Annotated in this window: 18 protein-coding genes; 15 read left to right on the top strand and 3 right to left on the bottom strand. The window is 36.4% G+C overall.

The features are described 5' to 3' along the window. Nucleotides 1–241: 241 nt before the first annotated feature. The 11 genes from AB5M32_RS10845 (at nt 242) to AB5M32_RS10795 (ending at nt 18,163) form a co-directional block, all read left to right on the top strand. Nucleotides 242–1,663, top strand: a complete 1,422-nt coding sequence (locus tag AB5M32_RS10845; protein WP_063627677.1) for a helix-turn-helix domain-containing protein — start codon at nt 242–244, stop codon at nt 1,661–1,663. A 122-nt stretch (nt 1,664–1,785) separates the two neighbouring features. Further along, a complete protein-coding gene (locus AB5M32_RS10840; protein ID WP_063627676.1) occupies nt 1,786–2,319 on the top strand; it encodes a hypothetical protein in 534 nt (177 codons plus the stop codon). A gap of 65 nt (nt 2,320–2,384) precedes the next feature. Further along, the gene (locus AB5M32_RS10835) at nt 2,385–6,962 is read left to right on the top strand and encodes a hypothetical protein (protein WP_178287011.1); all 4,578 of its coding nucleotides are present in this window, start codon (nt 2,385–2,387) and stop codon (nt 6,960–6,962) included. A 58-nt stretch (nt 6,963–7,020) separates the two neighbouring features. Beyond that, the gene (locus AB5M32_RS10830) at nt 7,021–8,754 is read left to right on the top strand and encodes a VirD4-like conjugal transfer protein, CD1115 family (RefSeq protein WP_053765983.1); all 1,734 of its coding nucleotides are present in this window, start codon (nt 7,021–7,023) and stop codon (nt 8,752–8,754) included. Nucleotides 8,755–9,223: 469 nt separating this feature from the next. Then, a complete protein-coding gene (locus AB5M32_RS10825) occupies nt 9,224–9,454 on the top strand; it encodes a hypothetical protein (protein ID WP_010720705.1) in 231 nt (76 codons plus the stop codon). Nucleotides 9,455–9,478: 24 nt separating this feature from the next. After that, on the top strand, nt 9,479–10,303 hold the full coding sequence (locus tag AB5M32_RS10820; RefSeq protein WP_368024461.1) for a hypothetical protein: 825 nt from the start codon (nt 9,479–9,481) through the stop codon (nt 10,301–10,303). Nucleotides 10,304–10,314: 11 nt separating this feature from the next. Next, nucleotides 10,315–10,677 carry a PrgI family protein gene (locus AB5M32_RS10815; RefSeq protein ID WP_010737216.1) on the top strand — a complete coding sequence of 121 codons (363 nt, stop codon included), beginning with the start codon at nt 10,315–10,317 and terminating at the stop codon, nt 10,675–10,677. Next, nucleotides 10,674–13,010 carry a VirB4-like conjugal transfer ATPase, CD1110 family gene (locus AB5M32_RS10810; RefSeq protein WP_053765982.1) on the top strand — a complete coding sequence of 779 codons (2,337 nt, stop codon included), beginning with the start codon at nt 10,674–10,676 and terminating at the stop codon, nt 13,008–13,010. The genes AB5M32_RS10815 and AB5M32_RS10810 overlap by 4 nt, the downstream gene beginning before the upstream one ends. Nucleotides 13,011–13,042: 32 nt before the next feature. Further along, nucleotides 13,043–16,102 carry a lysozyme family protein gene (locus AB5M32_RS10805; RefSeq protein WP_231105522.1) on the top strand — a complete coding sequence of 1,020 codons (3,060 nt, stop codon included), beginning with the start codon at nt 13,043–13,045 and terminating at the stop codon, nt 16,100–16,102. Between the two features lie 102 nt (nt 16,103–16,204). After that, on the top strand, nt 16,205–17,089 hold the full coding sequence (locus AB5M32_RS10800) for a hypothetical protein (protein WP_063627673.1): 885 nt from the start codon (nt 16,205–16,207) through the stop codon (nt 17,087–17,089). Nucleotides 17,090–17,122: 33 nt separating this feature from the next. Further along, nucleotides 17,123–18,163 (top strand): hypothetical protein, encoded by a 1,041-nt coding sequence (locus AB5M32_RS10795; protein WP_256736260.1) that lies wholly within the window; start codon nt 17,123–17,125, stop codon nt 18,161–18,163. A 98-nt stretch (nt 18,164–18,261) separates the two neighbouring features. Here AB5M32_RS10795 and menA read toward each other — a convergent pair whose 3' ends face one another. The 3 genes from menA to pplA all read right to left on the bottom strand — a co-directional run bounded on the left by menA (nt 18,262) and on the right by pplA (nt 21,433). After that, complete coding sequence (gene menA, locus AB5M32_RS10790) at nt 18,262–19,215, bottom strand: 1,4-dihydroxy-2-naphthoate polyprenyltransferase (protein ID WP_010720697.1); 954 nt, start codon at nt 19,213–19,215, stop codon at nt 18,262–18,264. A 12-nt stretch (nt 19,216–19,227) separates the two neighbouring features. Beyond that, nucleotides 19,228–20,328, bottom strand: coding sequence for an FAD:protein FMN transferase (locus AB5M32_RS10785; protein ID WP_010720696.1), 1,101 nt, complete (start codon nt 20,326–20,328; stop codon nt 19,228–19,230). A gap of 175 nt (nt 20,329–20,503) precedes the next feature. Beyond that, complete coding sequence (pplA, locus tag AB5M32_RS10780; RefSeq protein ID WP_010720695.1) at nt 20,504–21,433, bottom strand: extracellular electron transfer flavoprotein PplA; 930 nt, start codon at nt 21,431–21,433, stop codon at nt 20,504–20,506. 300 nt (nt 21,434–21,733) lie between these two features. Between pplA and AB5M32_RS10775 the strand changes: the two genes are divergently transcribed. The 4 genes from AB5M32_RS10775 to AB5M32_RS10760 all read left to right on the top strand — a co-directional run bounded on the left by AB5M32_RS10775 (nt 21,734) and on the right by AB5M32_RS10760 (nt 25,808). Next, the gene (locus AB5M32_RS10775; protein ID WP_034700146.1) at nt 21,734–23,671 is read left to right on the top strand and encodes an NAD(P)/FAD-dependent oxidoreductase; all 1,938 of its coding nucleotides are present in this window, start codon (nt 21,734–21,736) and stop codon (nt 23,669–23,671) included. Nucleotides 23,672–23,806: 135 nt separating this feature from the next. Further along, entirely contained in the window at nt 23,807–24,217 is a 411-nt protein-coding gene (locus AB5M32_RS10770) for a NusG domain II-containing protein (RefSeq protein ID WP_010737224.1), read from the top strand. Nucleotides 24,218–24,229: 12 nt separating this feature from the next. After that, the gene (locus AB5M32_RS10765) at nt 24,230–24,796 is read left to right on the top strand and encodes a Gx transporter family protein (RefSeq protein WP_010720692.1); all 567 of its coding nucleotides are present in this window, start codon (nt 24,230–24,232) and stop codon (nt 24,794–24,796) included. Between the two features lie 22 nt (nt 24,797–24,818). Beyond that, entirely contained in the window at nt 24,819–25,808 is a 990-nt protein-coding gene (locus tag AB5M32_RS10760; RefSeq protein ID WP_178287013.1) for a polyprenyl synthetase family protein, read from the top strand. Nucleotides 25,809–25,993 lie beyond the last annotated feature (185 nt).

The raw sequence follows: 25,993 nt of genomic DNA, 5'->3' as shown, positions 1-25,993 counted from the left end.
TTTATAGTAAATCGTTCATGGTTATTTGTTACATTGGTTATTATTGTATTTAGTTATTGTTATTTAAAAAATGGAATAGATATATTCTATATGATTGGATTTTTAAATTTTATATTTTAACACAATTCAAATATTTTTGAGAACTTAAATTTCTAAAACTAGAAAAAAACATACGGGAAATTAAAGGAATTGACTGTACGATACTCTTACATGATGTTTAATAGAAGGGAGTTTTGTACTTATGGGGTTACTTGAAAAGCAATTAGAAAGGCAAGTTACCTTACTTTATTTGTTAAATACTAGGTCTTCCAATCTTAACAAACTAGCAAGGAAGCTGACAATTACCGATAAAACACTAATTGCTGATATTGAACACTTCAATGATTCCTATTTTCCTGTTCATATTGAGGTAAATAATCACAAAGAAGTGAGTTTGACGATACCGAACAATGTCAATTTAGATGATATTTTTGTTAAAATACTGAATAATTCAATTAATGTCAAAATACTAAAATACATAGTCATATACGAACCAACACTAACTGAAATTTCTCAATCTTTATTTTTGAGTAAAACAAGTATTCGCAGGATTGTGTCAAAAATAAACAATTATTTTTATACAGAGACCATAAATATTCAGATCGATTTACAAGCAAAATTAATGGTAGTTGGCAATGAAACGGAAATTAGACGTTTATTTGCATGTATGTTTAAAGAGATGTATCGAATACAAGAGTTTGCTTATTTTGATTCTATCTATCAATTAATACGTAGGTGTCTCAAAGCACAAAATAAAACGGCTAGTGCTCCTAAAATTATTTATTCGGTGTATTACATTTTTCTTTCGATCATTCGTATAGGTCACAAACACTTTGTACCGGAAGATGAGTTGGAGAATAAAGAAATGGTTGTCACTGAGCTTTTAACAGTAATTCAAAAAGATACGGTCTTTACAACGTTGATGAGTCAAAAATATAAGTTTAATGTAACTAGAAATAATGTAGCAAATGTCTTAAGTTCCTATTTCGGTTTGCTCTTTACAACAGATACTAATCGCCAGACAATCATGCCTAAGAAAATTGAAACTTTTCTTACTCATTTTTATTATTTACTTAATATTGAAGGATCGATCAGTAAAAGGACAATCGACTACTTATCTGACTTTATCAATTTTTATAAAGAATTAATGATCTTTAAAGTCAGTTATGCGGATATATTTTATCAAAAAGTGATGCAAAACAATCCTAAGATTTGGCAAGCGTATCATCATTCGCTAGAAGTTGCAGAACTGAGCTTTATTGAAAAAAGTGAATTATTACATAAAGACTTATTTTTGGAATTACTTATTTCTTCCAATCAATTAGTACATATGATCGAACCACAAGTGAAAGAAAAGTCAATTTTGGTTTTAAGTACACAGGAAATTGGTGTCGCTTTACTTTATAAAAATATTATTTTAAACAAGTATCCTTTTTTTAAGCAGATTGATATTTATGAACAAGATGTCTTTTCAATTGATTACCAGGTGTTGAATCAATATGACTTGATACTAACAGATCTCTCCCTGAATTTTGAACGAATCAATGCGGATATTTTAAAAATTTCAAAAGTGCCAACGCCAATTTTTTGGTCGAATTTTGAGGCGTGTTTATATTCTTCCTAAGGACAACTTTTACGAGTGCCATCTTTTTTTATTTTTTGGAAAAAATAGGATAGAGCTAGCAAGAAAGTCAGGTATGATTAAAATAAACAAAAAAATAAAAAAATTTAAAGGAGGAAAAAGTGATGGATTCTGAAGATCGTAGTATGTTGTTTCTTTTATGTTGTCTATTTGGGGGCTTGGGATTTTTGACTGTGAAATTATTAAAATGGACTTGGGAAATCTCAAAGGTTATTTGGGAAGTAGCGAAGTGGACTGGAGCTAAGCTTTGGAACGGAGCAAAATGGACTGGGGTTAAACTTCGAGAAGGATATAAAGTTCTTAAGAACAAATGGGATGAACGGCAAGCAAGAAAGGCATTGGCCAAAGAAAAACAAGACCTAAGCCAAGAAACAGATAAGGTCCCATTACTTAAAGATGAACAAGTTCCAGAATTACAACCAATTGATAAACAAGTTCCAAAATTACAACCAATTTGGGTAGTAGCGCAACAACAAAATCCTGAGAGAGTACCAGTACCAATTAAACAAGTAGATGACAAAAAGAGTATGAAAGATGTCACTACGGGAGCAGTAAGAACCAGTATAAATACTAAAAATAGTCTAACAAGTGGTTTCCAAATAAACAACGGTCATAGTGCAATTGCACATCAGCTTTAATCAAATTGCGCTATTACGCAATTAGTATAGATCTAGTAGAATGATCCAAGAAGGATGAAGGAGGAATGAACTACTTGGTAAGAAAGAATATATTGGAGAATGAAACCGGTGAATGGCAAAATAAATCTAATTTAAAGTCCGAGTTTATCAAAGAAGCATCGTCGTTTTCTGTCAAAAAAGAAAATGTCTTTACTCTTTGTGAAAAGTCAATCCAAGAGAATCATGGAGAAAAGACTGCACTTTTAAAAGTGCAAGATATGTTAGATGACTTTAAATTTGAAGTACTTCGACGGATGGCTGGGGATCGTAAAGTGTTTGAATTACAAAGTGAAAAAACTGAGTATGAAGCAAGAATCGAACACGCCGAGGGAAAAATCAGCGGGGAGCAACTTCAACAAAAAATTAATGTATTAGAAAAGGAACAAGAAACGAAGATCGTAAAGCATGAAAGGGATAAGGCCACAATAGAAGAATTAGAAACAAAGGACGTTTTTTTATCTAATAATAGTCATGAAAGTAATGATTATCTTGGAGCCATCGCAAAAGATGAAAAAACGAAGTACTTTGAGAATAAAGATCTGGCCGAAATATTAGCTAGTGAGATCAGTCAATCGAAACAAAAACTTACTGGGCTTAAGCAGCACAAACGAAACGAAGTAGCAGATTGTAACAAAAAATTAAATGAATTAAATAATGTTAGTCAGAAAAATCAAAAAATGATGCAAGAGATGTCAAATACGCCAAATACGCTAAATACGCCAAATGCGCTAGATAAGGTTAGAGGCCAAACAATAACAGATGCTGTGATTGTTGATAAAATTAAGAAGCTTGTTAAAGAATTCATGAGAACTGAGAATTTTGAAATAATAAAAACGGATACTTTGGAAGAGATGTATGCAAAAGCTACTGCAGTTGATATTACGAGGGAGGAAGTAGAAAACAGAAAGGACAAGGCGAAAAAAGTTCTCGTAGAGACAGGCACTATAAGGAGGAAAAAAAGACAGGATAGGGGGAGTGTATTAGAACAAAATCAAGACCAAATGAATGTATCAGAAAGGGTTGCAGCGTTTGAAAAGAATGGAGAGTCAAAACCCGACCAAACAGTATCAGTAAAAACACCTAATAAAAATGGAAGTAATCTATCAAAAGGAAACAAGCAGCAAACGAATAATTCTTTCAATCGATCAGAAGACGATTTGCGAGATCAAGTAAAACCTGAACCTGAACCTATCAATCGCCTAAGTAATAGTAATCTATCAAAAGAGAACGAGCAGCAAACGAATCATTCTCTCGATGAATCAGAAGTCGTTTTGCGAAAACAAGCTAAGCCTGAAATTCAAGCTACTAATAGTCTCCCAAATGGTGCATCAGAAAAGAATTCGGCAAATAATAGACCTGTCAGTGGCGATGTGCAAAGTATAATCAATCAATTTAATAGCAACAAAGAAACCTCTCCCGAGCTCCAGCCAGGTCCTAGAATAAAATTCAATCAAGGACATAGCCAACAAGACCAACAAGAAGTGTCTAAACCAAACGGAAATAAGCAGCAAACGAATCATTCTCTCGATGAATCAGAAGTCGTTTTGCGAAAACAAGCTAAGCCTGAAATTCAAGCTACTAATAGTCTCCCAAATGGTGCATCAGAAAAGGATTCGGCAAATGCTAGACCTTACAGTGGCGATGTGCGAGGGCTAATCGATAAATTTAATAGCGAAAAAAAAGACTCTCACGAGCTTCAGAAAGGTCCTAGAATAAAATTCAATCAAGGACTTAGCCAACAAGACCCACAAGAAGTGTCTAACCCAAACGGAAATAAGCAGCAAACGAATAATTCTTTCAATCGATCAGAAGTCGTTTTGCGAGATCAAGCAAAACCTGAAACTAAATCTAAATCTATCAATCGCCTAAGTAATGTATCAGAAATAGTTTCGACGTTTGAAAAGAATGGAGAGTCAAAACCCGACCAAACAGTATCAGTAAAAACACCTAATAAAAATGGAAGTAATCTACCACAAGGAAACAAGCAGCAAACGAATAATTCTTTCAATCGATCAGAAGACGATTTGCGAAAGCAAGCTAAGCCTGAAATTCAAGCTACTAATAGTCTCGCAAATAGTGTATCAGAAAAGGATTCGGCAAATGATAGACCTGTCCCTGGCCCTGGCCATGTGAAAAATCTAATCCATAAATTTAATAATATAGAAGAAAAAGACTCCCTCGTGCTCCGGAAAGGTCCTAAAGCAAATTTTATTCATGGACTTAGCCAACAAGAGGAGCGTAGACCAAATAGAATAGCAAGATCTAGATCAGTTAGTCACACATTACATGAAGTACATAGAGAACAAACAGATAAAGGTCGCCGAAATAGTGCACCAGAACTCACTACGCCATCTGAATCTCCATTACGTTCAGAAGATCGAGAAACATCTTCACCCATGTATGATGACAGTCTTCATGTTCGGCATTTAAAATTATCAGATTTTGAGTTAGATCCAGAGAAAAAACCATTTGATGATACACAATTTGACAAATTTCAAAGGTTTGAAAATGATATTCCATTGCGTTACATTGGAAAGTTACGGAATTTAACCAATTCAGAACGTGTACTATCATCCTTATCTACAACTCAAGATTTAAAGACTCATGACAAGTTAGTTCGTAGAAATTCGGCTCCCGGAGTAATGACGGAACAGGCTATACCAAGTCACAGTTTTGACCAATTTGACCGAATTCTTATACCAAGAGTTAAATTGCGTTATGTTAATGGTCAAGTTAGTTTATCAAAGGAATTTACAAATCAAACTGCTGAACTCAATAAATTTCCAGAATTAAGCAGTTTTACAAACCAAGTTCTAACACCAGGGGATTCCTTAAACCAACCGTCTACACCCAATAGCGATTCAGAAATAAATAATCTTACAAATCAAGTTCCACTACCAAAGGATTCTTCAGATTTACGTTCAGTATCAGAAGGTGACATGAACCAAACTTTTATGCCGGAAAACGTCAACAGTACATTAGATGAAACAGATAGTGTGAAAAAATCAGTTTCGGTTGAGGATCTAAAGTTAGCATACGTAGAAAGATTACGATCTCAGGTCGCGTTTGTCGAACAAAAGATAAAGCACGATGAAGAATTAAAAAAATATGGACCGTACAATAATTTTTTCCTTGATCAATCGAAGAAGTCTAAAGCAGCAAGATCTAAGATAGAAATCGATCTTACTAAAAATAAAACACTATGTGAAGGTTTAAAGACAATTCTTGGCGATGAAAAAAAATTAGCTGAATTTTTAGAAGAGATACAACCAAAGGATCCTCAGGGGCTAGCTAAGGAACTCGAAAATGTTAAGCAAGATACGGCAGAGTTGAAAGAAAAAGCCGAAGAGTTAAAAGAAGTTACTTATAAAGATCTTAAAAAGAAATGGTATCAGGTGCTGACCCGCCCTTCATTTTATTTGTTTTTAGCAAGACAAGTACTGTGGGTTGCACCGATGGCGTTTTTTAGTGCGATGGCTGGCGCTCTTCCGCTAATGCCTACTGGCACACAAATATTACACGGATCCGCTGTAGTCAACTGGTTAAGAGGCGTGATTATTGGTAGTTATGTCGGTCAACGTTTAGTAAATGCCGTACCTAAAATCATTCCACGTACTTCCAAGAGAGTCCAGCGATTTGCTAAGGAAAGATTTCCTAAGACAGTGGCAGCGCTAGAAAAAGGTTCAAAAACAATTGCTAGACCATTTAAATCCATCGGAAAATCGGTGCGCTCGACAGCTAGAACAATTGGTCGACCTTTAAAACCAGTCGGTAAAGTAGTGGCTAGACCATATAAATTTGGTAAGGAAAAATTAAGTAATCTTAACGCTAAAACCTTTGTTCCAATCGGAAAGAAAATAAAAGAAACATTCGATATTGCCCATTCTGAAAAACGTTCATCAGAAGAAAACCAAAAACTGAAAAAAGGATTGGATGCTAACGGACAGCGGTTGCCGTTTGCTACTCGAGTAAAAAATGCGGCATTGATGACGACAACCAGTTTCGCCAAACGTTTATGGAGAAATAAAGTGAAAACGTTAATTGGAGTCGCCCTATTTGTTGGGTTAGCTACTTTCGGCTTACCTTTACTGTTAACCGCAGCTCTTCCAGCGATTTCTGGTACACTTATTGCTTCAGTAGCAGCTATAGCAGTTCCTGCCCTTTTTACGTTGCTAGGTGTGTGGGTTGCTGATAAATACTTATTGAAACCTCTGCAAAATCGATTAGCTAATCGAGAAAATGAGAAGCGTGAACAGTTATTTACCGAACGCTCAGCTAAAGTGCAAGAACTAGGACAGCACCACTCTCTTACCCCTGACTTTAATACGCGAGTAGCACGAGTGGCTCAGATAGACAATGAAAAGCAAACAGCTGAAAAACAGAAAACGCAGACGAGCCAAAAAACGCAAGAACAAGAATCAGCTCGGACGAGTATATCTTCCATTTCTACTTTGAATAAACAGCCAGAAAATGTCAAACAACGAAGATTAAGTGATTCTCTTAATAGAGTGCTGAATAATCCAACTAATGAAAAACAATCTAGTGGACGAGCATCAGTGAGCAGTAAAAATGATCACCAGCGCTCGGAGGGCTACGGACGTTAGTGATAATATCACATAAACGCTATATTCAAATTAAGTAACGAAAGGGATGAACAACCACTTGAAAAAGTCTCAATATGTTTTATGGGTAGTCCACGTAGTTGTGGTGAGTACATTAATGTATATAGGGAATCGTACATTTTTTTTATTTACGATTGATCAAAATACAACCGTAACATTTGTGGAAAAAATAGCTAGATCTTTTCTTCACGCAGTTGATGAAATAGCTAGTTTTTCCTTCCAATTCTCATTTAACGTAAAGTCATTACTGGGAGGGCTCGCTTTTGTTCTTTCTTATGGATTACTAGTATTATACAAAACGTTTGATGAAAAAAAAGTACGCCCAAATGAAGAATATGGAAGTGCAAAATGGGGGAAATTTCGAGATATCAAACCATTTTTGGCGAAGAAAAAGAGTTTTAATATCATATTGACTAAAACAGAGAGTTTATCCCTGTCAGGACGAATGAAAATTACTGGTAAAGATAATTTTAACCGTAACAAAAATGTCGTTGTGGTTGGAGGAGCCGGTAGTGGTAAGACGCGATTTTATGTAAAACCGAATCTGATGCAAATGCATTCTTCCTATGTCGTCAGTGATTCCAAAGGATTGTTATTGATGGAAACAGGAAAAATGTTTGAGGAAGCGGGTTACAATATCAAAGTCTTTGATTTGATCAATCGGCGTGACACCCATCACTACAATCCATTTAAATACATAAGAACGGAAGACGATATTCTAAAAATCGTAAATAATTTGATTAAAAACACTTCAAATCCTGATAAAAAAGGTGGCGATGATTTCTGGGAAAAGGCAGAGACTGCTTTATTAATGGCAATTTTTAGCTATTTGATCCAAGAAGTCGTTGAAGAAGATCGCACATTAGGAAATGTGATTGAATTGGTACGTCTAGCAGATATTGACGAAAATGTTCCTGGATTCGTCAGTCCTTTAGACGTGCTGTTCAATGAGTTAGAAGAGAAAGATCCAACAAACTTCGCGGTTGCGCAATATAAAATTTTCAAACTATCAGGGGATAAGACGACCAAGAGTATTTTAGTTAGTTTAGGGGTAAGGTTGTCTCCGTTTGATATTCCTAGTATCAAAGACTTGGTCTCTAAAGATACATTAGAATTGGACACCATTGGGGATCGGAAAACGATTTTGTACATCTTACTGCCAGATACAGATACCAGTTTTAACTTCTTAGCCAGTATGATGTACCAACAGCTCTTTGATATGCTGGTCTACAAAGCAGATAATATTTATAAAGGACGCTTACCATGTCATGTTCGCTGTATTCTAGATGAATTTGCCAATATTGGTCAAATTCCGGATTTTGAGAAAGTTATTTCGGTTATTCGAAGTCGAGAAATCTCAACAAATGTGATCTTACAAAATATTAGTCAGTTAAAAACGTTGTATAAAGACACTTGGGAAACCATCATCGGTACGAGTGACGTCTTTTTATATTTAGGTGGGATGGAACAAAGTACGCATGAATATATTTCTAAACTTTTAGGTAAAGAAACGATCGAACAAAGAAATATCAGTGTCACTAAAGGCTCAAATGGATCATTCAATGAAAGTTTCCAAAAGTTGGGGCGTAATTTGATGGACCCCGATGAAGTAGCCAGTTTGAAAGGGCAACAATGTATTTTAAAAATACGTGGAGCAAATCCTTTCCTGTCTGAAAAATATGACATTGTCAAACATAAAAACTATAAAAAATTAGGGGATGTGACAGACTCATATATGTATGAACGTAATCTCTCTACACCTTCCACTACGTAACATACATATGTAATAGGAATTTAATCCTTGTCAATGATGCTGAGTGAAACTAGTAGAAGATGATATAAGGACTGTCTGGCACTCGAAAATCATGGGAAATCCAAAATTGACTTCTTGTTATTTTGAGCATTTTTGATTTTTTGACTTATTTTCAGGAATCAATTCTTAAGCGCTGTGCATTTGTTTGAAAAAAATGGATAGATGTTCCAAGTTTTATAGATGAATCAATTTATTGTGTCCAAAATAACGAATTTTAAAATTTTTTAGAGTAACTATTCTTCTCAGCTAGTCTGCTTTTTGATAAAGACCTCTTACATATATTGACTAAATTAGTCAATTATAAAATTTGAGAGAGGGAGTTTCTAAAATTTCTCAACTTAGAAATAACTGGCAAACATCGGTTGAAAAATTACCATATACTAAAAGTAGTAACAAATAATAAATAACTCAAAAAAGGGGAAATGTTTAAATGAAAGATGCAGCTTTATTAGAAAAAGTTTTTAGTTTAGTATCAAACTTCACTTTAGTAGGTGGAGGTCTTTGGCTAATTTGGGGAACGGTCATTTTAGCTGGTGCATTAAAAGATAAAAATGGTCCGCAATTACAGCAAGGAATTTGGCAAATTGTCGGTGGTGGATTGATTTTAGTTGCTGCAGGCTGGTTCGCAACTCAATTTGATTTCTCTTCACTTTTACAATAATACACTGAAAGCAGGATTTAATTTATGACATCAGCGATAATGTGGCTCTTTAATCAAATCATGTTTTATTTGAATGGAGATGATTTAAAATACACTCTGAGTAAGAATCTATCAGGATACATGTATGATGCATATAAATTAGTAGTAGATTTACAGGAACTAGTTGTTATTCCGCTTTCATTGGCTATTTTAGCCATCTTTATTCTTTTGGAATTTCAAAAAATTTCACTTAAGGTTGAGGGAGCTGGAGGAGCACCAATGCTTGGGTTTGAAATGATCATCAAATCATTTATTAAATTTGCGATTTGTTATGTGGTTATTTTAAAAATCCAAGTTTTGTTAGACGGAATCATAGTGATTACTTCTAATTTGACGTATAAAATTTTACAAGTAGGTGACGAAAAAACTGTAGCGAATGTAGCAGCAAGAGTAGAACAGGCGGTAAATGATCTAGATTTCTGGTCACAAATCGCTGTGCTATTAATTATGTTCATTCTATTTTTAGTGTCACTTGTTGTACGGACGTTGATTCAGGTAACGATTTATTTACGATTTATGGAGCTTTATATTTTTAGCGCGATGGCACCAATTCCGATGGGGGCTCTACCAAGCCAAGAATTTTCTGCTATGACCAAAGGCTTCTTTAAAAATTTTGCCGCCACGGGGTTGCAGTCAACCTTTATCGCCCTGGTTTTAGTTACATATCCAATGCTATTCATGAGAATAATGGAAGACGTTGGCACCCATATGTTTGGGATTATTTTAGGATTAACGATCTATATGATTGGAATCTTACTAGCTATCAATAAAACTAAAGGATGGGCCAAAACACTAATATCTGCATCATAAGGAGGGGAGATATGGCAATAGAAGTAAAAGTTCCAAAAGATATCAAAGAATACAAAGAAAAAGTAATAGCAGGAATGAATCTAAAACAATTATTGTGTCTTTGTATTGCTGGCGGGGTAAATGTCGCGATCGCACTGATATTCATTGCATGGTTAAAAATGCCAATCGAAATCATCAGTTGGTTGATGATCATTGCCTCTATTCCAATCGTGTCTTTTGGATGGTTCAAACGAAATGGCTTATCATTTGAAGTTTATGTTAAGCAATTTTTTAAATACCATATTTCGACAGGAACTAGAAAAAAGAAACGAAAAAAGAATGATGGTCAACAAGATATGTCAGAAAGTAAAGAATTAGGCGGACAAGAACGATGATGAAATTAAAGTCAAAAATAAAGAATAATCATAAAAATTTAAAGAAGACTTCTAAAAATATAAAGAAACAACAGAAAAAAAATCCACAAGATGTGGATTTTTTGCGCGATACTTTTTACTTTAAAACAATTTTTCCCAGCGGTGTTTGTCAACTGGATGATAATACGTACTCCATCACAGTCGAATTAGAAGATATCAACTATCAGCTTTCATCAGAAGAGAATCAGATTGAGATTTTCTCGCAATATTGTGATTTCCTTAATTCTTTAAGTAGTAAAACCCAGCTACAGTTAACTGTCTACAAAAAGAAACGACCGTTGAGTGAATTGCAATCAATTCTCTACTACCAAGAAAAGAATGATTTTTTAGACCCTTATCGCGTAGAAATGAATGATGTTATTTCCAGAAAACTGGATGAAGAAAAAAATGGCTATAAGAAACGGATTTTGTTTACCTTCATCCAGCAACATCAAACAGAAAAACTTGCTCATAAAGAGCTGGAAATGGTTGTAGATCGCTTTGCAATGTTTGCGAGTCGATTAGGTAGTGGGATCAACCGTCTTGAGAAAAAACAGATGTTGACAATTTTGTCTGATATTTTATTAACAAAAAGCGATAAGGAAGAACCCGAGATTGAGGATATCCTACCAGAAGTGATTGAACTGAAACAAAACAAAAACTACTTGAAAATGGATGATCATTATGCCAAAACCGTTTATTTGCAAGAATATCCATCGGAACTAGCAGATACCTTTATTTTTGAACTGTTAGAAATCCCTCAAGAGTTGGTGATTACATTACATATTAAGCCACTTGAACAAGATGAAGCATTTGACTTAGTGAAGACCAAATTAGCTTTTATGGAACAACAAAAAGTGGATGAACAGAAAAAAGCCCTACAAAATGGCTACGATTTTGAAATGCTTTCCTATGATTTGACTTATTCGTTAACAGAAGCGAAAAATTTAGTTGATGATTTACAGAACAAGGGTCAAAAGCTTTATTCGATGACTGGAAGTATCCATTTCCATGCCCCAACAGTTGAAAAATTAACAGAAGTACATGACGAGGTATCTTCTATTGGTCGACAATTTGGATTTAAGATCATCGAGTTAGAATTTATGCAAGAGGCTGGGCTGAACGCAACCTTACCTTTAGGAAATAATATATTGCCATTGGATCGAACACTAACGACTGCCAGCACTGCGATATTTGTGCCGTTTACTATTTCAGATCTAATTCAAGAAAATGGGAAATATTATGGCGTAAATGCTATTTCAAAGAATATTTTATCTCTTGACCGGAAATTATTAAAAGCACCCAATGGATTTGTTCTAGGAACTCCTGGTTCTGGTAAAAGTTTCTCGGTGAAGCGTGAGATCGTAAATGTACTATTGCGTGATGCCGAAGATGAAGTCATCATCATTGATCCTGAACGTGAGTATTCCGTTATCGGTAAAAATTTCAATGGTGAGATTATCAAGATCGCTAGTGATTCCGCTACCACGATCAATCCAATGGATATCAACGAAAACTATGGAGATGACAGTGACCCGGTTGTTTTAAAGTCGGAGTTTTTGATTTCATTGTTCGACTTGATTATTGGCGGTGCATTGGGGCTAACCTCTACCCAGAAAACGTTGATCGACCGTGTATGTCGTCGAACGTATGAAACAGTTAGCGATCGGATGCCAACTTTTGTAGATTTCTACCACATCTTACAAGAGCAAGAGGAAGAAGAAGCGCACCAATTGAGGACGGACTTGGAAATTTATATCGAAGGAAGTTTGTCAGTATTCTCCTCTGAAACAAATGTCGATATTACCAAACGGCTCGTTGTCTATGATATCAAAGATTTAGGGAAACAGCTTAAAACAATGGGGATGTTGATCGTGTTGGACCAAGTCTGGAATCGGATCACCACCAACCGGGAAAGAGGCGTTCGGACCTGGTTGTATATCGACGAAATGCAATTACTGTTTACAAATGAGTATTCTGAAAATTATTTCTTTGAATTATGGAGTCGTGCCAGAAAGTGGGGGGCAATTCCAACTGGGATTACACAGAATGTGGAGACACTTTTACTTTCGGACCTTGCACGGCGGATGCTTTCAAATAGTGATTTCGTCATGATGCTCAATCAAGCAAAATCTGACCGTTCACAATTAGTCCGGTTATTTGATATCTCAGAAGAACAAGAAAAATTTGTTGTGAATTCACCAGAAGGTTATGGACTGATGGTATTTGGCGATACAACTTTACCTTTTTATGATCATTTTCCGAAAGATACGCAGTTGTATAAGATGATGTCAACCAAACCTGGTGAAGACTAAAACGAAAATGGAATCAGAAAGGATACGTCACAGTGCCCGATTTGAATGAACCCAATAACGAACAGCAGGAATCACAAAATAGTATTATCAGCACAGGATTAGAAAAAACCAAAGGTCTCATTAAAGACCAAAAAAAAAGTTCAGAACTAACAAAAGCGATCCTTAAAAACAATCAGACAATTAAAGTAACGATAATTGTCCATAGAAATGATAAATTACCAATCATTAAAAAAAAATCTCGTTTAAAAAGAGTCATTAAACAAGGGAAACAAAAGATTAAACTGACTAAGAAACAAATTTCAAAAATAAAACGAGACGTTGAAGAATTTGGTAATAAAACCGTCGTATTAGCTAAAAATAGGTTCCGTAAAGTTTTAGGCCTAAAACGCAAAAATGATCAAAAAAAAGTGCGACAGGAATTACGATCTGATTCAAAAAGTCAGAATAACATCCAGGGAACAAAACAGTCGACAGATCAACCAAAAGTGAATGTGCAAAAGAAACGGCTAAAAAAAGAACAGTTAAAAAAAGTAGCAGAAGAAACAAAAAAAGGCAATTTGGTTGCTCGTTCTTCTAAGTATAGTACCCCTTACAGCTACACTGCTTACAAAGATCAAAAAGGATTTGCACCTCAAGATTCAGTGAAATCCACCAAAAAAAAATGGTACAATATTTTTGGTAAGGGTAAAAAGACGAAAGTTGTCTATGTAAATCCTACAAAAGGCGTCGGCAAAAAGGGTGGGTTCTTCAAGAAATTTCTAGGTAAAAAAAAATCAGCGTCAAAATTTTTAGATATGGCTCAAAAGCTGTCACCAAAAGGGCAAGCAAAAGAAGCGGCTATGAAAATGCTTGGTGGGCGAGATGAAAAGGGAGATTTAACGATTATCGGGATCCTCATTACGCTGATTTTTTTAGTGATTACAATCAAGGCGCTATTGATCATCGCGATAGTTATCGTTATACTGGCGATCATTCTCGTGGTAATCTCGGTCGTTTTAGCGATTTGGACTTTTATTGTCGCCTTGTTCACATTGAAAACAGAAGATATGGCGATCGCTGAAGCATTTGAGTATATTTCCTATTTGGATGCCTCTAAAAATAGAGATGTTTATAATCGTTACAATCAATTAGTTGAAGAACATGATGAAGTTTATTTTGAAGTGAATGGAATGGTTGCCGATCCGGAACAATTTTCGTTTGCTTCAAATGGGGATAACTATATCTATTACTTAAATGCCAAATATGAAAATTATAATATTAAAAATAGTGCGCTTCCTAATTATCTGAAACGACTAAAAGACCAAACATCCATGAGTCCTCCATTATATATGTCTTTTTATGCCCAGTTTAAAGATAAGTATTCACCAATGGAGGAAGAGCCAGTTAAGATTGCAAAAGTAGAAGATGAACTTCGCGCAATCCATGATGGCACTTTTACATACAAAGTCGAATTTGAAGAAGATAAAGATACAGAAGAAAAAGTTAAAGACAAAGACAAAGAAGAAGAAGACAAAGAAGAAAAAGACAAAGACAGCGTCACGCTGAATGTCAAAGTACAAACGATTGCTGAATTTCTTGATTTAGATCCTCAAATCGAACTCTATTCAAACAATAAAGTGATAGGAACGATCTCAGCATTCTCACAAGATGAAATCGATAAATATTATCCTGTGTTAGAAATCGATCGTTTTCAGGATAAGATTTTTATGGATAATCCTTTAGGGAAAGTTTCGTATGCTTCTGTTATCGGTAATTATGGTTATCGCGGTCGGGACGATGCCAATATGAATGATGAAATAATCATTGATGCGAAACCACAAACACCTGTCTATGCTACAACAAACGAGAAGGTAACAGAGATCAGTACACGTACGGCTCGAGATCTCAATGGGAAAAAGCAAACGACAACAAGTATCAAAACGGAAACAGGAAAATACCAAGCTTATTATATTAATGTGACGCCGATCATACGTGAAGGAGCTTCTTTAGAAAGCGGAGATTTGATTGGTTACACAAGTGACAAATTTGACGGTAATTTATTGATGATCATGAAAGAAAAACGAATTTTCCTCTACCGCAATCCAGAAATCAATCCGACAATTTTTATTGAAAATTTGGTTTATGGAAATCGTACGAAATTAAGTCAGTATGATCGAGAACAATCGCAAGGTGAGCTTATTTATCCACCTGAAAAAGTGGTTCAATGGCGAGAAAAAGTAGTAACAGAAGCAAAAAAACAGAACATTGAATCATTTACCAATGTCATACTATCCATAATCTGGGTAGAAAGTGGTGGGGATGGTGAAACCGTTCCGGATATTATGGGAATTGCTAAAGCACAAAATTTGAATCAAACGATCAACCCAGAAAAGTCAATTGAATTAGGTGTAGCTTATTTTGCAAATTTAATAAGAAAAGCACAAATGTATCAATTAGGTAACTTAGCAGCGATCCAAGCTTACAATTATGGGGAAGACTATTTGGACGAGTTGATCCGTACAGATAGTAAATATACATTTGAGCATAGCAAAGCTTATGCGCAAGAAAGAAGTAATGGGGAAGTTGTTTCTTATAATAAGGGCGTGGCTTTAGATCTTGGCTATAACTGGCGTTACGCATTTGGTGATATGTTCTATGCACGCTTAATTTCTTACAACCTCTCAAACTCTACTGGCAAGTTGGTAGAGGTGGCAACTAAAGAAATCGGTACGTTAAATGGCAATAAATATTGGGAGTGGGCTGGCTATGAGAGCCGAATGGAATGGTCTGCGATCTTTGTTACTTGGGTAGCAGAACAAGCAGGATATCTCAGTCAAGGTCGTGTACCGAATACTGTAAGACCGTTAGATATGTTCAATTGGTACAAAAAGAATAATAAATTCAAAGCCACTGATATAGGCTATATCCCGCAACCAGGGGATTTGATTTTCTTTGATTGGAAAGGTAATAAAACGGGGAAAGACCAAGTGGGGATCGTCGAATTTACAGGTGGAAATACGATTCAAGTAATTGAAGGTAATTCAGAAAATATGGTTCGAAGAAGAACCTATACACTCGATCATTCAGCAATCTCTGGATATGGGGTGCCTTAATCTTTCGACTAGCTAGTTAATGATTCATCAGTCAATTCGTGAAAAGTAAAGGTGGTGAGTAATTCCTAAAAATAACGAAAATCTTTATTTTTAGGAAAAAATATGATCAAAAATTTTTTAGAAACCAAAACAGGCAGAAATTTTTTAATAGGGGTAACAGTTTTTTTCGTTGTGGTCTTGGGTTTGACAAGCTATTCATTGTTCTCAAACACAGCCAATCAGGAAGAGACGAACAAAAAAGGTCAGACAGAAGAAACAGCGGAAAGTAAGGAACGACTAGGAGAATACAGTGCCACTACTTATAGTGGTAAATGGTACTCCAATCGAAGTGACGAAATGGTACTAGAATTAAAAACCGACGGGACCTATCGTGCTTCTTCTTGGCTAGCAGCTGGTAAATATTACTTAGTCGATAACGGGTATTTAGTGCTAGAAGACAAAGAAGGAACCATGAAAAAACTCAAATTACAATCACGTATGGGAAGTACAATCTTTTATTTAAAAGAAGATAAAGAAGAAATCTACTTCTATCCAAATGAAGAAGTTAAAGTCAAAATGGAAGAAGAAATCACCGAACAAGCAGAAGCAGCACAACAAGTGATTTCACAAGCTTGGTTAGACGTCTTACAACAAGGCGCATGGGAAAATACGAATACCGATCGAACATTTACATTAGAATTTAAAGACGGTAAGTTAATCCAGAAAAAAATCGAAGAAGACAAAACGGTCAATGAGCTCACTTATGATTATCGTGTTGTCACCGTCAACCCAGATCAAGACGGTGCAGTATTTGTCATCACGAAAATCGACGATAACGGTAGAAAAGAAGAAGTTTCTTTCTCTATTGGAGAAAAAGGCTCGAAATATGCCCTAAGAGGCGACCCTGGTTCATTTAATTGGATTACGATATACGAGAAAGAATACGAAGCGGTATCTCCCACTCAAGATGGGACCACACGTGAAGAAGCAACGAAAAAGAATGTCTGATTCAGATGAAAAATAAGAAGGAGGTGAAAATATATGATGGAACCGGGAACGGAAAGAGAGCTAGATTATACCGAAAGACTCTTTAAAAAGATGCCAGGATGGGCTGTTACTGCGACACTTTTTATTGGAAGAACGCTAATACGCGTAGGGCGAGCTGGGAAAAAATTATGGAATAAACGGAAAGAGAATCAACAACGAGCTTTTCTTACTCAACTATGTGAAGGAAAAAACGGTAGTGAAATAGAAAAAATAATAAAAGCAGATCCTAAACTAGCTAAATTAATCGAACCGGAAAAGAGAGGTTTGATTGGACGAACGATTGATAAATGGAGAGGGATCACCCCAGAAGATAGGAAGAATAAACTACTCCAACAACCACTTCATAAATTTGATAAGAACCTATTAAAACCACTCATGAATGATCATGAGGTCATTCGCGATAAAGTCCTAAGTGAGAACAGATTCTTGGGTTCGATTGATCCAAATGCAAGAAAAGTTTATCAAGCCACTCTAAAAGATACAACTAATCAGAGAGCTTTCGTTACGCAACTATGTGCAGGGAATCCAGAGGTAGTAAAGGCACTGGAAAAACAAAACTCACCATTACTTAAATTAAACGGTCCGAAAAAAAGAGGCTGGCTTGGGCGAATAATTGATAAAGTGAGAGGTATTACGCCAGAAGCTAGGCAAAGAGAATTGCTCCAACGACCACTAAAAACATTTAATAAGTTAGCATTAGAAGACCTCATGGCTAAAGATGATACTAAGGCAATTGAAAATCAAGTCAATAGTCATATCAAATTCAAGAGTTCGATTGATCCAGTTGCAAGAGTAAAATATAAAACTAATTTAATAGATGCAAAGATACAGGCTCAAAATGCTAAAAAGAGAGTGAACGCACTTGACGTCGGTAATACCATGTCTCGTAAAGGAGAACTAAGTACGTTTGCTGATGTTACGAAACGTGCAATACCAAAGGCTGCAAGACTAACTGCAGAAAACCAACGAATAAACGGCGGCAATACACTAACGAAAGGTTTACAGGGACAGCTTTTGCAAGCGCCTGTAAGGTAAAAGATTAGCATTCTAAGATAACTTAAAATTAACCCATGAAGTCACAGCTTTTCATTGACTTCATGGGTTTTATTTTTATTTGAAAAATCAATGGATCTCTAAACATAAGACAACAGAATACTGCAAAGTAAGCCCAATGCATAACTACTGTTGAACAAGATCATATTTTTGATGGCATAGCTAAAACTGATGGGGTGAGGCAAGGATTGTTTGAATTGTTGCAAGTTACGATAAATCGTTGGTAATGTGAGAAAAGTCAACAAGATTGGCCACTGGTAGACATGGCTCAATAGTCCAATCAAGACGACCAGATAACAAGCATACATCAATAACTGGAACAACAATTGTCCAATGGGACGCCCAATATAAAAAACTAAAGTATAGCGATGATTTTCGATATCTCTTTCTAAGTCCCGTAGGTTATTAGCTAACATGATATTGGCAATCGTAAAAATCAAGGGGAGTGAAGCTAGGATGATCGTCAGGATACTCCAAATGTTTCCTTCTAAACGGAAGGTTCCTGTCTGAAAAGAAAGAATCAGATCAAATACTTTCGTACTGTAAGTATTGATGTAAATGACCATGGCAAAAATTCCCAACCCCATTGTTACACCGCTGAAAATTTCCCCTAAAGGCATTCGTGATAAGGGAATGGGCCCAAAGGTATAAAAAATGCCAATGAAGCAACAAGTAGCGCCCATCAATAATAATAAAATCCCAGTTCTAGCGGTTAGGATTACACCAATCAGTAAGACAAAGAAAATCATTCCTAGGATCATTTTTTGGATCAGTTTTGGTGAGATGCCAGTTCGTCCAATTACGTTTTCTTGGTATTTATAAGTTTTCGAATGGGCTTTTTGGTAGTCCATATAGTTGTTGATTGCGGTAGTTGCTAAATCAAAAACCAACATACCAATAAAAAACAACCCTGTATTAAGCCAATGTATTTCATGAAAAAAAGCGATAGAGAATAAAACCCCTATCGCAAAAGGAAATACACTAGCCACCTTTGTTCGTAGTTCTACTACTTCTAAAAAGATCTTTAGTGTCATAGTTCATACTCCTTATTTCAATTCAGAACGATCGCCCATCGTATATTTAGAATCTTTGTCCAAAACGAAAGTATCTTTGATCGGATCGGTCACGTATACTTTGTTTTCTTTGGTAACAAAAATGGCTTCCGTTCCATCATTCAGTTCACTTTCGACGTATTCCAATCCTTTTTTCACACCCATTGAGAAGACAGCTGTCGACAAGCCATCACCATCAATTGATTTATCTGTGATGATTGTTACACTAGCAATATCATTGTCAAAAGGATAACCAGTATCTGGATCAAATAGATGATGATATTTTTTACCATCTACTTCTAAATAACGCTCATAGATGCCAGAAGTCACTAATGTTTTGTTCCGTTCTTTGATCGTCCCTAAAACAGAACCACGTGCTAGATTCGGATCTTGGATACCAACTGTCCAGTCTTGATCTTCACCACGTGGGCTATGACCTAAAACATAGACATTTCCACCTAAGTCAACGATAGCAGTCGTTACACCTTGCTGTTTTAACACTTTGACAACTTCATCTGTGATATAGCCTTTAGCAATGGCTCCAAGGTCGATGATCATTCCTTTTTCTTTCAGATAAACAGTTTTGTCTTTATCGTTCAGCTCAATTTTATGGTAATCAACCAGCTTTAATGCTTGATCGATTTCTTCTTGGGCCGGTTTTCTCGCATCGTCAAACCCAATACGCCATAATTGAGTAATAGCACCGATTGCCATGTCAAAACCACCTTGTGAATCTTGACTATATTCATAAGCACGTTTTAGTAACGTGTAGATATCATCAGAAACCTTTACTGGCTTGATACCCGCTTGTTGGTTCACTGCGTCGATTTCGGAACCCTCCTGATTGATCGTGATTTTATCACCTAGTTCTTTGACCCGAGCAAAGGCAGGCTTTAATGCTGCTTCTTTGCCTTCATCATAGATTCGAATCCGAACATAAGTCCCTAATAAGAACTGTTCATCAGAATAAGGTTCTTGTAAAATTTTGGTGGTCGTTTTGCTCTCAGAGGTCGTTTGTTTCGTCGCTGTGCTGCAAGCTGCTAACGTGAACAAACTTAAAAAGGCTACGAAAGAGAGTAATCGTTTCTTTAACATGTGTTTCCTCATTTCATTAGTGGAAGGGACGGTTGCTGAGAAATCAAAAAGTGTACTTTGAGAAATAAGCCGAAACATCACAAAAATTTTTCAAAGAAAAATTTTGGACATCTCGGCTTGGATCTCAAAGAAACAACTTGTGCAATCGTCTCTTCCACGGATAATTATAGAAAATTTATTTTGTTACGATATTGTCAACTTGAATTGTTTGAGTGTCGCCTTTTTCAGCAGCATTCACTAATTGTTGTGCATACATTACAAATGAATGTGAGCTGTGAGTCGCACCAGTGACAACTTCAACATCTGCAGGTGAACCATCTTCTTCGCCCATCGCTTTGACAAGTTCATCGTTTAATTCAGGGATGTATGTCTCTGGAGAAGTACCACTTTTTGCTTTCATATTTTTGTTGTAGTCTGCATCGTCTTGTTTTGAGTTGCCGTCTTTGTCGACATAGTCAAATTTAGATTCAGATACTTTACCATCAGCGACTGTCATTTCAAATTGGACACGGTAACCATTAGAATAGTTTTTCTCTTCTAATTTGTATGTGCCATCTTGAAGATCTGCACCGTTATTGATTTCAATTGTATCAGTATTACCAGCTTGAGCAGCTTGGATCAATTGTTGTGCATAGTTTTGGAAACTTTCTGAAGAATGAGTTGCACCAGTAACAACTTCAACTCCACTTGCGCTTTGTGCTTCGACTAATTGTTCATTCAATTGTGGAATGAATTTTTCTGGGCTAGTACCAGCTTTTGCTTCCATGTTTTTGTTGTATTCTGTATCTTTGGTTTTAGACTCGCCATTTTCGTTGATGTTGTCATATTTAGATTCAGTGATTTTGCCATCTTTGACAACCATTTCGAAGACTGCACGATAACCGTTAGAGTAATTTTTTTCTTCTAATTTATAAGTACCATCTTGTAACTCGCCGCCAGCAACGATTTGCGCTGAGCTTTCAGTTGTTTTTGTTTCTGATGTCTTAGCAGTTGAAGCTTCTGTTGAGCTGTTAGAGCTTCCGTTATCATCCGCACCACAAGCACCTAACATTAAAGCTGAAAAAGCTAATACAGCAAATCCAGTAATAAAACGTTTTTTCTTCATTTTACTCCCACCGTTTCCTTTTTTAGTACACAATATTCTTTGTGATTCATTATACATTCTAATGAAAATCAGCCATAAGTCAACCGTTTTCGTCAAATAACTAGTGTAATCTTTAAACCGTTTTCTTTCTGTAAATTTCGTGAAAAAGAGCTTAACCACAAATTTTTAAAAATAATGAAAATGAGTTAGACAAAAGGGAATAACATCTATATAATGTATAAAGATTGTGTAATAGGTAGCAAACTAATACAAATGTTAATCATTTCAAATAAAGGATTACCAATAAGGAGCGGATGAACAATGACAAAGCAAAATATTGTCGTTGTGGGTGCAGGTTATGCCGGGGTATCAGCAACAAAATACTTGGCAAAAAAACTTAAAAAAGAAGATGTGACAATCACTTTGATTGATCGTCATTCGTACCACACGATGATGACAGAATTACACGAAGTTGCAGGTGGACGGGTTGAACCAGAAGCAATCCAATATGATCTACAGCACTTGTTTGCTCGACAAAAAAATGTTCAATTAGTGACAGATACGGTCACTGGTATCGATAAAGAACAAAAAGTTGTGAAAACAAAATTAGGCACTTACCCATTCGATCAGTTGATCTTGGGAATGGGGGGAGAACCAAATGACTTTGGGACTCCTGGAGTAAAAGAAAACGGCTTTACCTTATGGTCATTTGAAGATTCAGTTAAAATACGTGAACACATTGAACGTACCGTGGCAAAAGCAGCTTTAGAACCTAACGATGCGTTACGTAAAGCAATGCTGACGTTTGTGGTCTGTGGTTCAGGATTCACCGGAATCGAAATGATTGGTGAATTGATTGATTGGAAAAACCGTTTGGCAAAAGACTACAAATTAGACCCAAGTGAAATTACACTGATGGTTGTAGAAGCAATGCCGACGATTTTAAATATGCTGGATCGTAATGATGCAGCCAAAGCAGAGCGCTATTTAAAGAAACATCAAGTAGAACTACTATTGAATGCACCAATCGTGGAAGTAGCGAAAGACCATATCAAGTTAAAAGATGGTCGTCAGATTCCTACCCACACATTGATCTGGACAGCTGGTGTCAAGGGAACTTCTGATGCTGCTGATTTCGGCTTAGAGTCCGCTCGTGGTCAACGTTTGGTAGCGAATGAATATATGCAGGCAAAAGGATATGAAGATAAAAACATCTATATTATCGGAGACTTGGTTTTCTATGAAGAATTTCCTGGAACACCAACGCCACAAATCGTTCAAGCGGCTGAACAAACAGGTCATACAGCAGCAGCCAATATCGTAGCTGCCATCAAAGGCGGCGAAAAGCATAAGTTTAAAGGAAACTATCAAGGTTTCATGGTATCGATCGGTGCCAAATGGGGCGTTGCCAATTTATTTGATAAGATCCATTTAAGTGGTTTCTTAGCAATTGTGATGAAACACATCGTCAATTTGAAATATTTCTTTGATATTCGTTCTGGCTATTATATGTTCCAATACATGATGCACGAATTCTTCCATATCAAAGACGATCGTAATGTGACACGTGGCCATTCTTCCCGTTATGGAAATGTCTTATGGAGTGTGCCTTTACGAGTGTTCTATGGTCTGGTTTGGTTTATCGAAGCCTTCAAAAAAATTGTTGGTGATGGGCAAGTGTTGAAACCAGGTACTTGGTTTGGTGAAGGTTCATGGTTTACAGGTAACAGCGTGTTCCCTTGGACTTGGGAATACAATGTGACCGATGTAGCAAGTGGGGCTTCCGCTGCTGGCGATGCAACAACAGCAGCTACTGGTGCAGCAACCAGTGGTGCAGGAGAAGCAGCGACACAAGCTACTCACTTTGGTCTAAGTTATGCTTATGGTGAACAGCCTATGGCCGTGATTGAAAAATCACCAGACTGGTTCACAAAAATGATGCAAGTGATCATGCCAAATAATGATGTAGCAATGTTTTTCCAAAAATTCATGGTATTCTTTGAAATTGCTTTAGCACTCGCTTTGATTGCTGGTTTATTTACCTGGTTATGTAGTGCAACGACTATTGTTTTAGTGATTACTTTCTGTCTATCTGGAATGTTCTACTGGGTAAACATCTGGTTTATCTTTGTTGCTTTTGCATTGATGAACGGTTCAGGTCGTGCAATTGGTCTTGATCGCTGGGTGATTCCGTGGTTACAAAAAACACTAGGCAATTGGTGGTATGGGAGACCTAAATCCCGATATGGATCAAAATAAAAAATTAGCCTAGAGCTTAAACTGAACAATTTGAGAATAATGGCTGATTGAAGAAAGTTCTAGGGAAACCTAGGACTTTCTTTTGTTTCATGCTAAAATTGGAGAACAGTTCAGCAAGAGGAGGCGTGCGAAAAGATGAAAGAATTTATCAAGAAAAGTTTGCTTAAACCTTGGGATATTTTCATTATCGTTCTTTTGATTGCTCTTTCTTTTTTACCCATCATCGTATTTAGTTATCAACAAGACAATGTAGCTCCTGATAAAGAAGCTGTACTCCGCGTTGATGGTGATGAAATCAAAACCTTCCCATTAGTAGCTGGGAGTAAAAAATATACGTATACTTATGAAGATCCACATGGTGATTATAATTTAATCGAAGTTGATGGCGACAAGATACGCATAAAAGAAGCAGATTGTGGCGATCAGATTTGTGTGAGACGAGGGTGGGCTTCTAAGAATGGCGAAACGATTGTTTGCTTGCCTCATAAATTAGTGATCGAGGTTCGGTCAACAGATGGGAGTGACAAAGATGGTCTGATCTATTAGGCTATCCACACCATGACAAAATTACAAAAAATGATTTATATATCTTTACTAGTGGCGCAAGGAGTCATCATTGGATTAATTGAGAACATGATCCCATATCCTTTTTCATTTGCTCCTGGAGCAAAGTTAGGACTTGCTAATTTGATTACCATTGTAGCGATTTTTACGATGAAAAAACGGGATAGTTTTTTATTGTTATGGCTTCGCCTATTTTTAACAACTTTGTTAGGTGGGACGATCTCTACCTTTCTTTATAGTATGAGCGGCGCGTTACTCAGCTATGTAGGAATGCTGTTAGTGAAACAGTTAGGTCCTAAGCGAGTCAGCATTATTGGAATCAGTGCAACAGGTGGCTTTATGCATAATGTCGGACAACTAGTGATGGCTTCGTTCATTGCTCAATCATGGACAGTCATGTTATATCTGCCGATTCTATCTTTCTTAGGTATTCTGTCTGGAATTGCGATCGGGATTGCAGCCAATTATTTGTTGCAACATGTACGTACATTACAACTTTTTCAAAGAGACTATGAGAAAGAACAAAAAGAGAAATGGCAACCGCTTTTTTTGAAAAAATAATGGTTATACAAGGAGTTTTTTTATGAAGCTACATCCAATGTGGAGTGAGTATCCAACTTTGAAAAACGAATTAAACGAGACGTTGAAAAAGATGGAAGATGTTGTCCGCTTAAAGAACAAGCCAGTCGAACAAGCAATCAAAGAGACGATTCATGCGGGAGGTAAACTGCTAAGACCTGCCTATCAATTGCTCTTTTCTCAATTTGGTCCAGAACAAGATCGTGAAAAGGCGATTGCGCTAGCTGCTTCGATCGAAATGCTTCATACCGCTACATTGATCCATGATGATATCGTTGATGAGGCAGATGTTCGACGTGGTCAGCCTAATTTACGTGGTCGATTTGGGAATACGGTAGCTGTTTATGCAGGAGACTATTTATTTGTTTGCTGTTTCAAATTACTTTCAAATTATTCTAATTCGCTAAAGAGCTTACAATCTAATTCTCGGAGTATGGAAAAAGTATTAGATGGTGAGCTTGGACAAATGGACGACCGTTACAATTATCATTTAACTGTGCCGGAGTATTTAGAAAACATCTCAGGGAAAACGGCCGAACTCTTTCAATTAAGTTGTTCAGTCGGAGCTTATGAAAGTGGAATGAATGAACGGTTTGCTCGAAAAGCAGGTTCAATCGGTTTAGCTGTCGGGATGGCATTTCAGATCATTGATGATATCCTTGATTATACAAAAGATGCGACTGATATTGGTAAACCAGTATTAGAAGATATGCGTCAAGGCGTGTATTCTCTACCATTGATTTACGCATTACAAACAGATAAAAAAGCAGAATTGATTGCATACTTGGATAAAAAAACTGAGTTGACACAAGAGGAAGCAGAAAGTGTTCGTCAGATTGTCAGAGAAGTCAATGGTGTGACAAAAGCCAAAAAATTAGCGGAAGATTACACAAAAAAAGCCTTAAAGGAAATTAGTAAGCTCCCTGATACAGCCTTTGATACACGTGAGATTCTTTTGTCAGTTACTGAGTTGATTTTAGATAGGGAAAATTAAAGAAAAATATCGGAAATCAGCCGCTACAATGGCATATTCTATTTCAAGAATCAAGAAGTAAAAAGAGTAGGCATGTGATGGTTGAACTTGAGAACCTTATTGTTGAGGAGTTGCTTCTTGAACGCCGTTTATTCGTTTTTAGATATACCAGAAGAGATTGAGGAAAGTTTTGGCTCAGTCTCTTT

The sequence above is a fragment of the Enterococcus sp. C57 genome (assembly GCF_040887305.1).
Taxonomy (GTDB): Bacteria; Bacillota; Bacilli; order Lactobacillales; family Enterococcaceae; genus Enterococcus_B; species Enterococcus_B hirae.
This window is presented reverse-complemented; position numbering and strand designations above follow the sequence as displayed.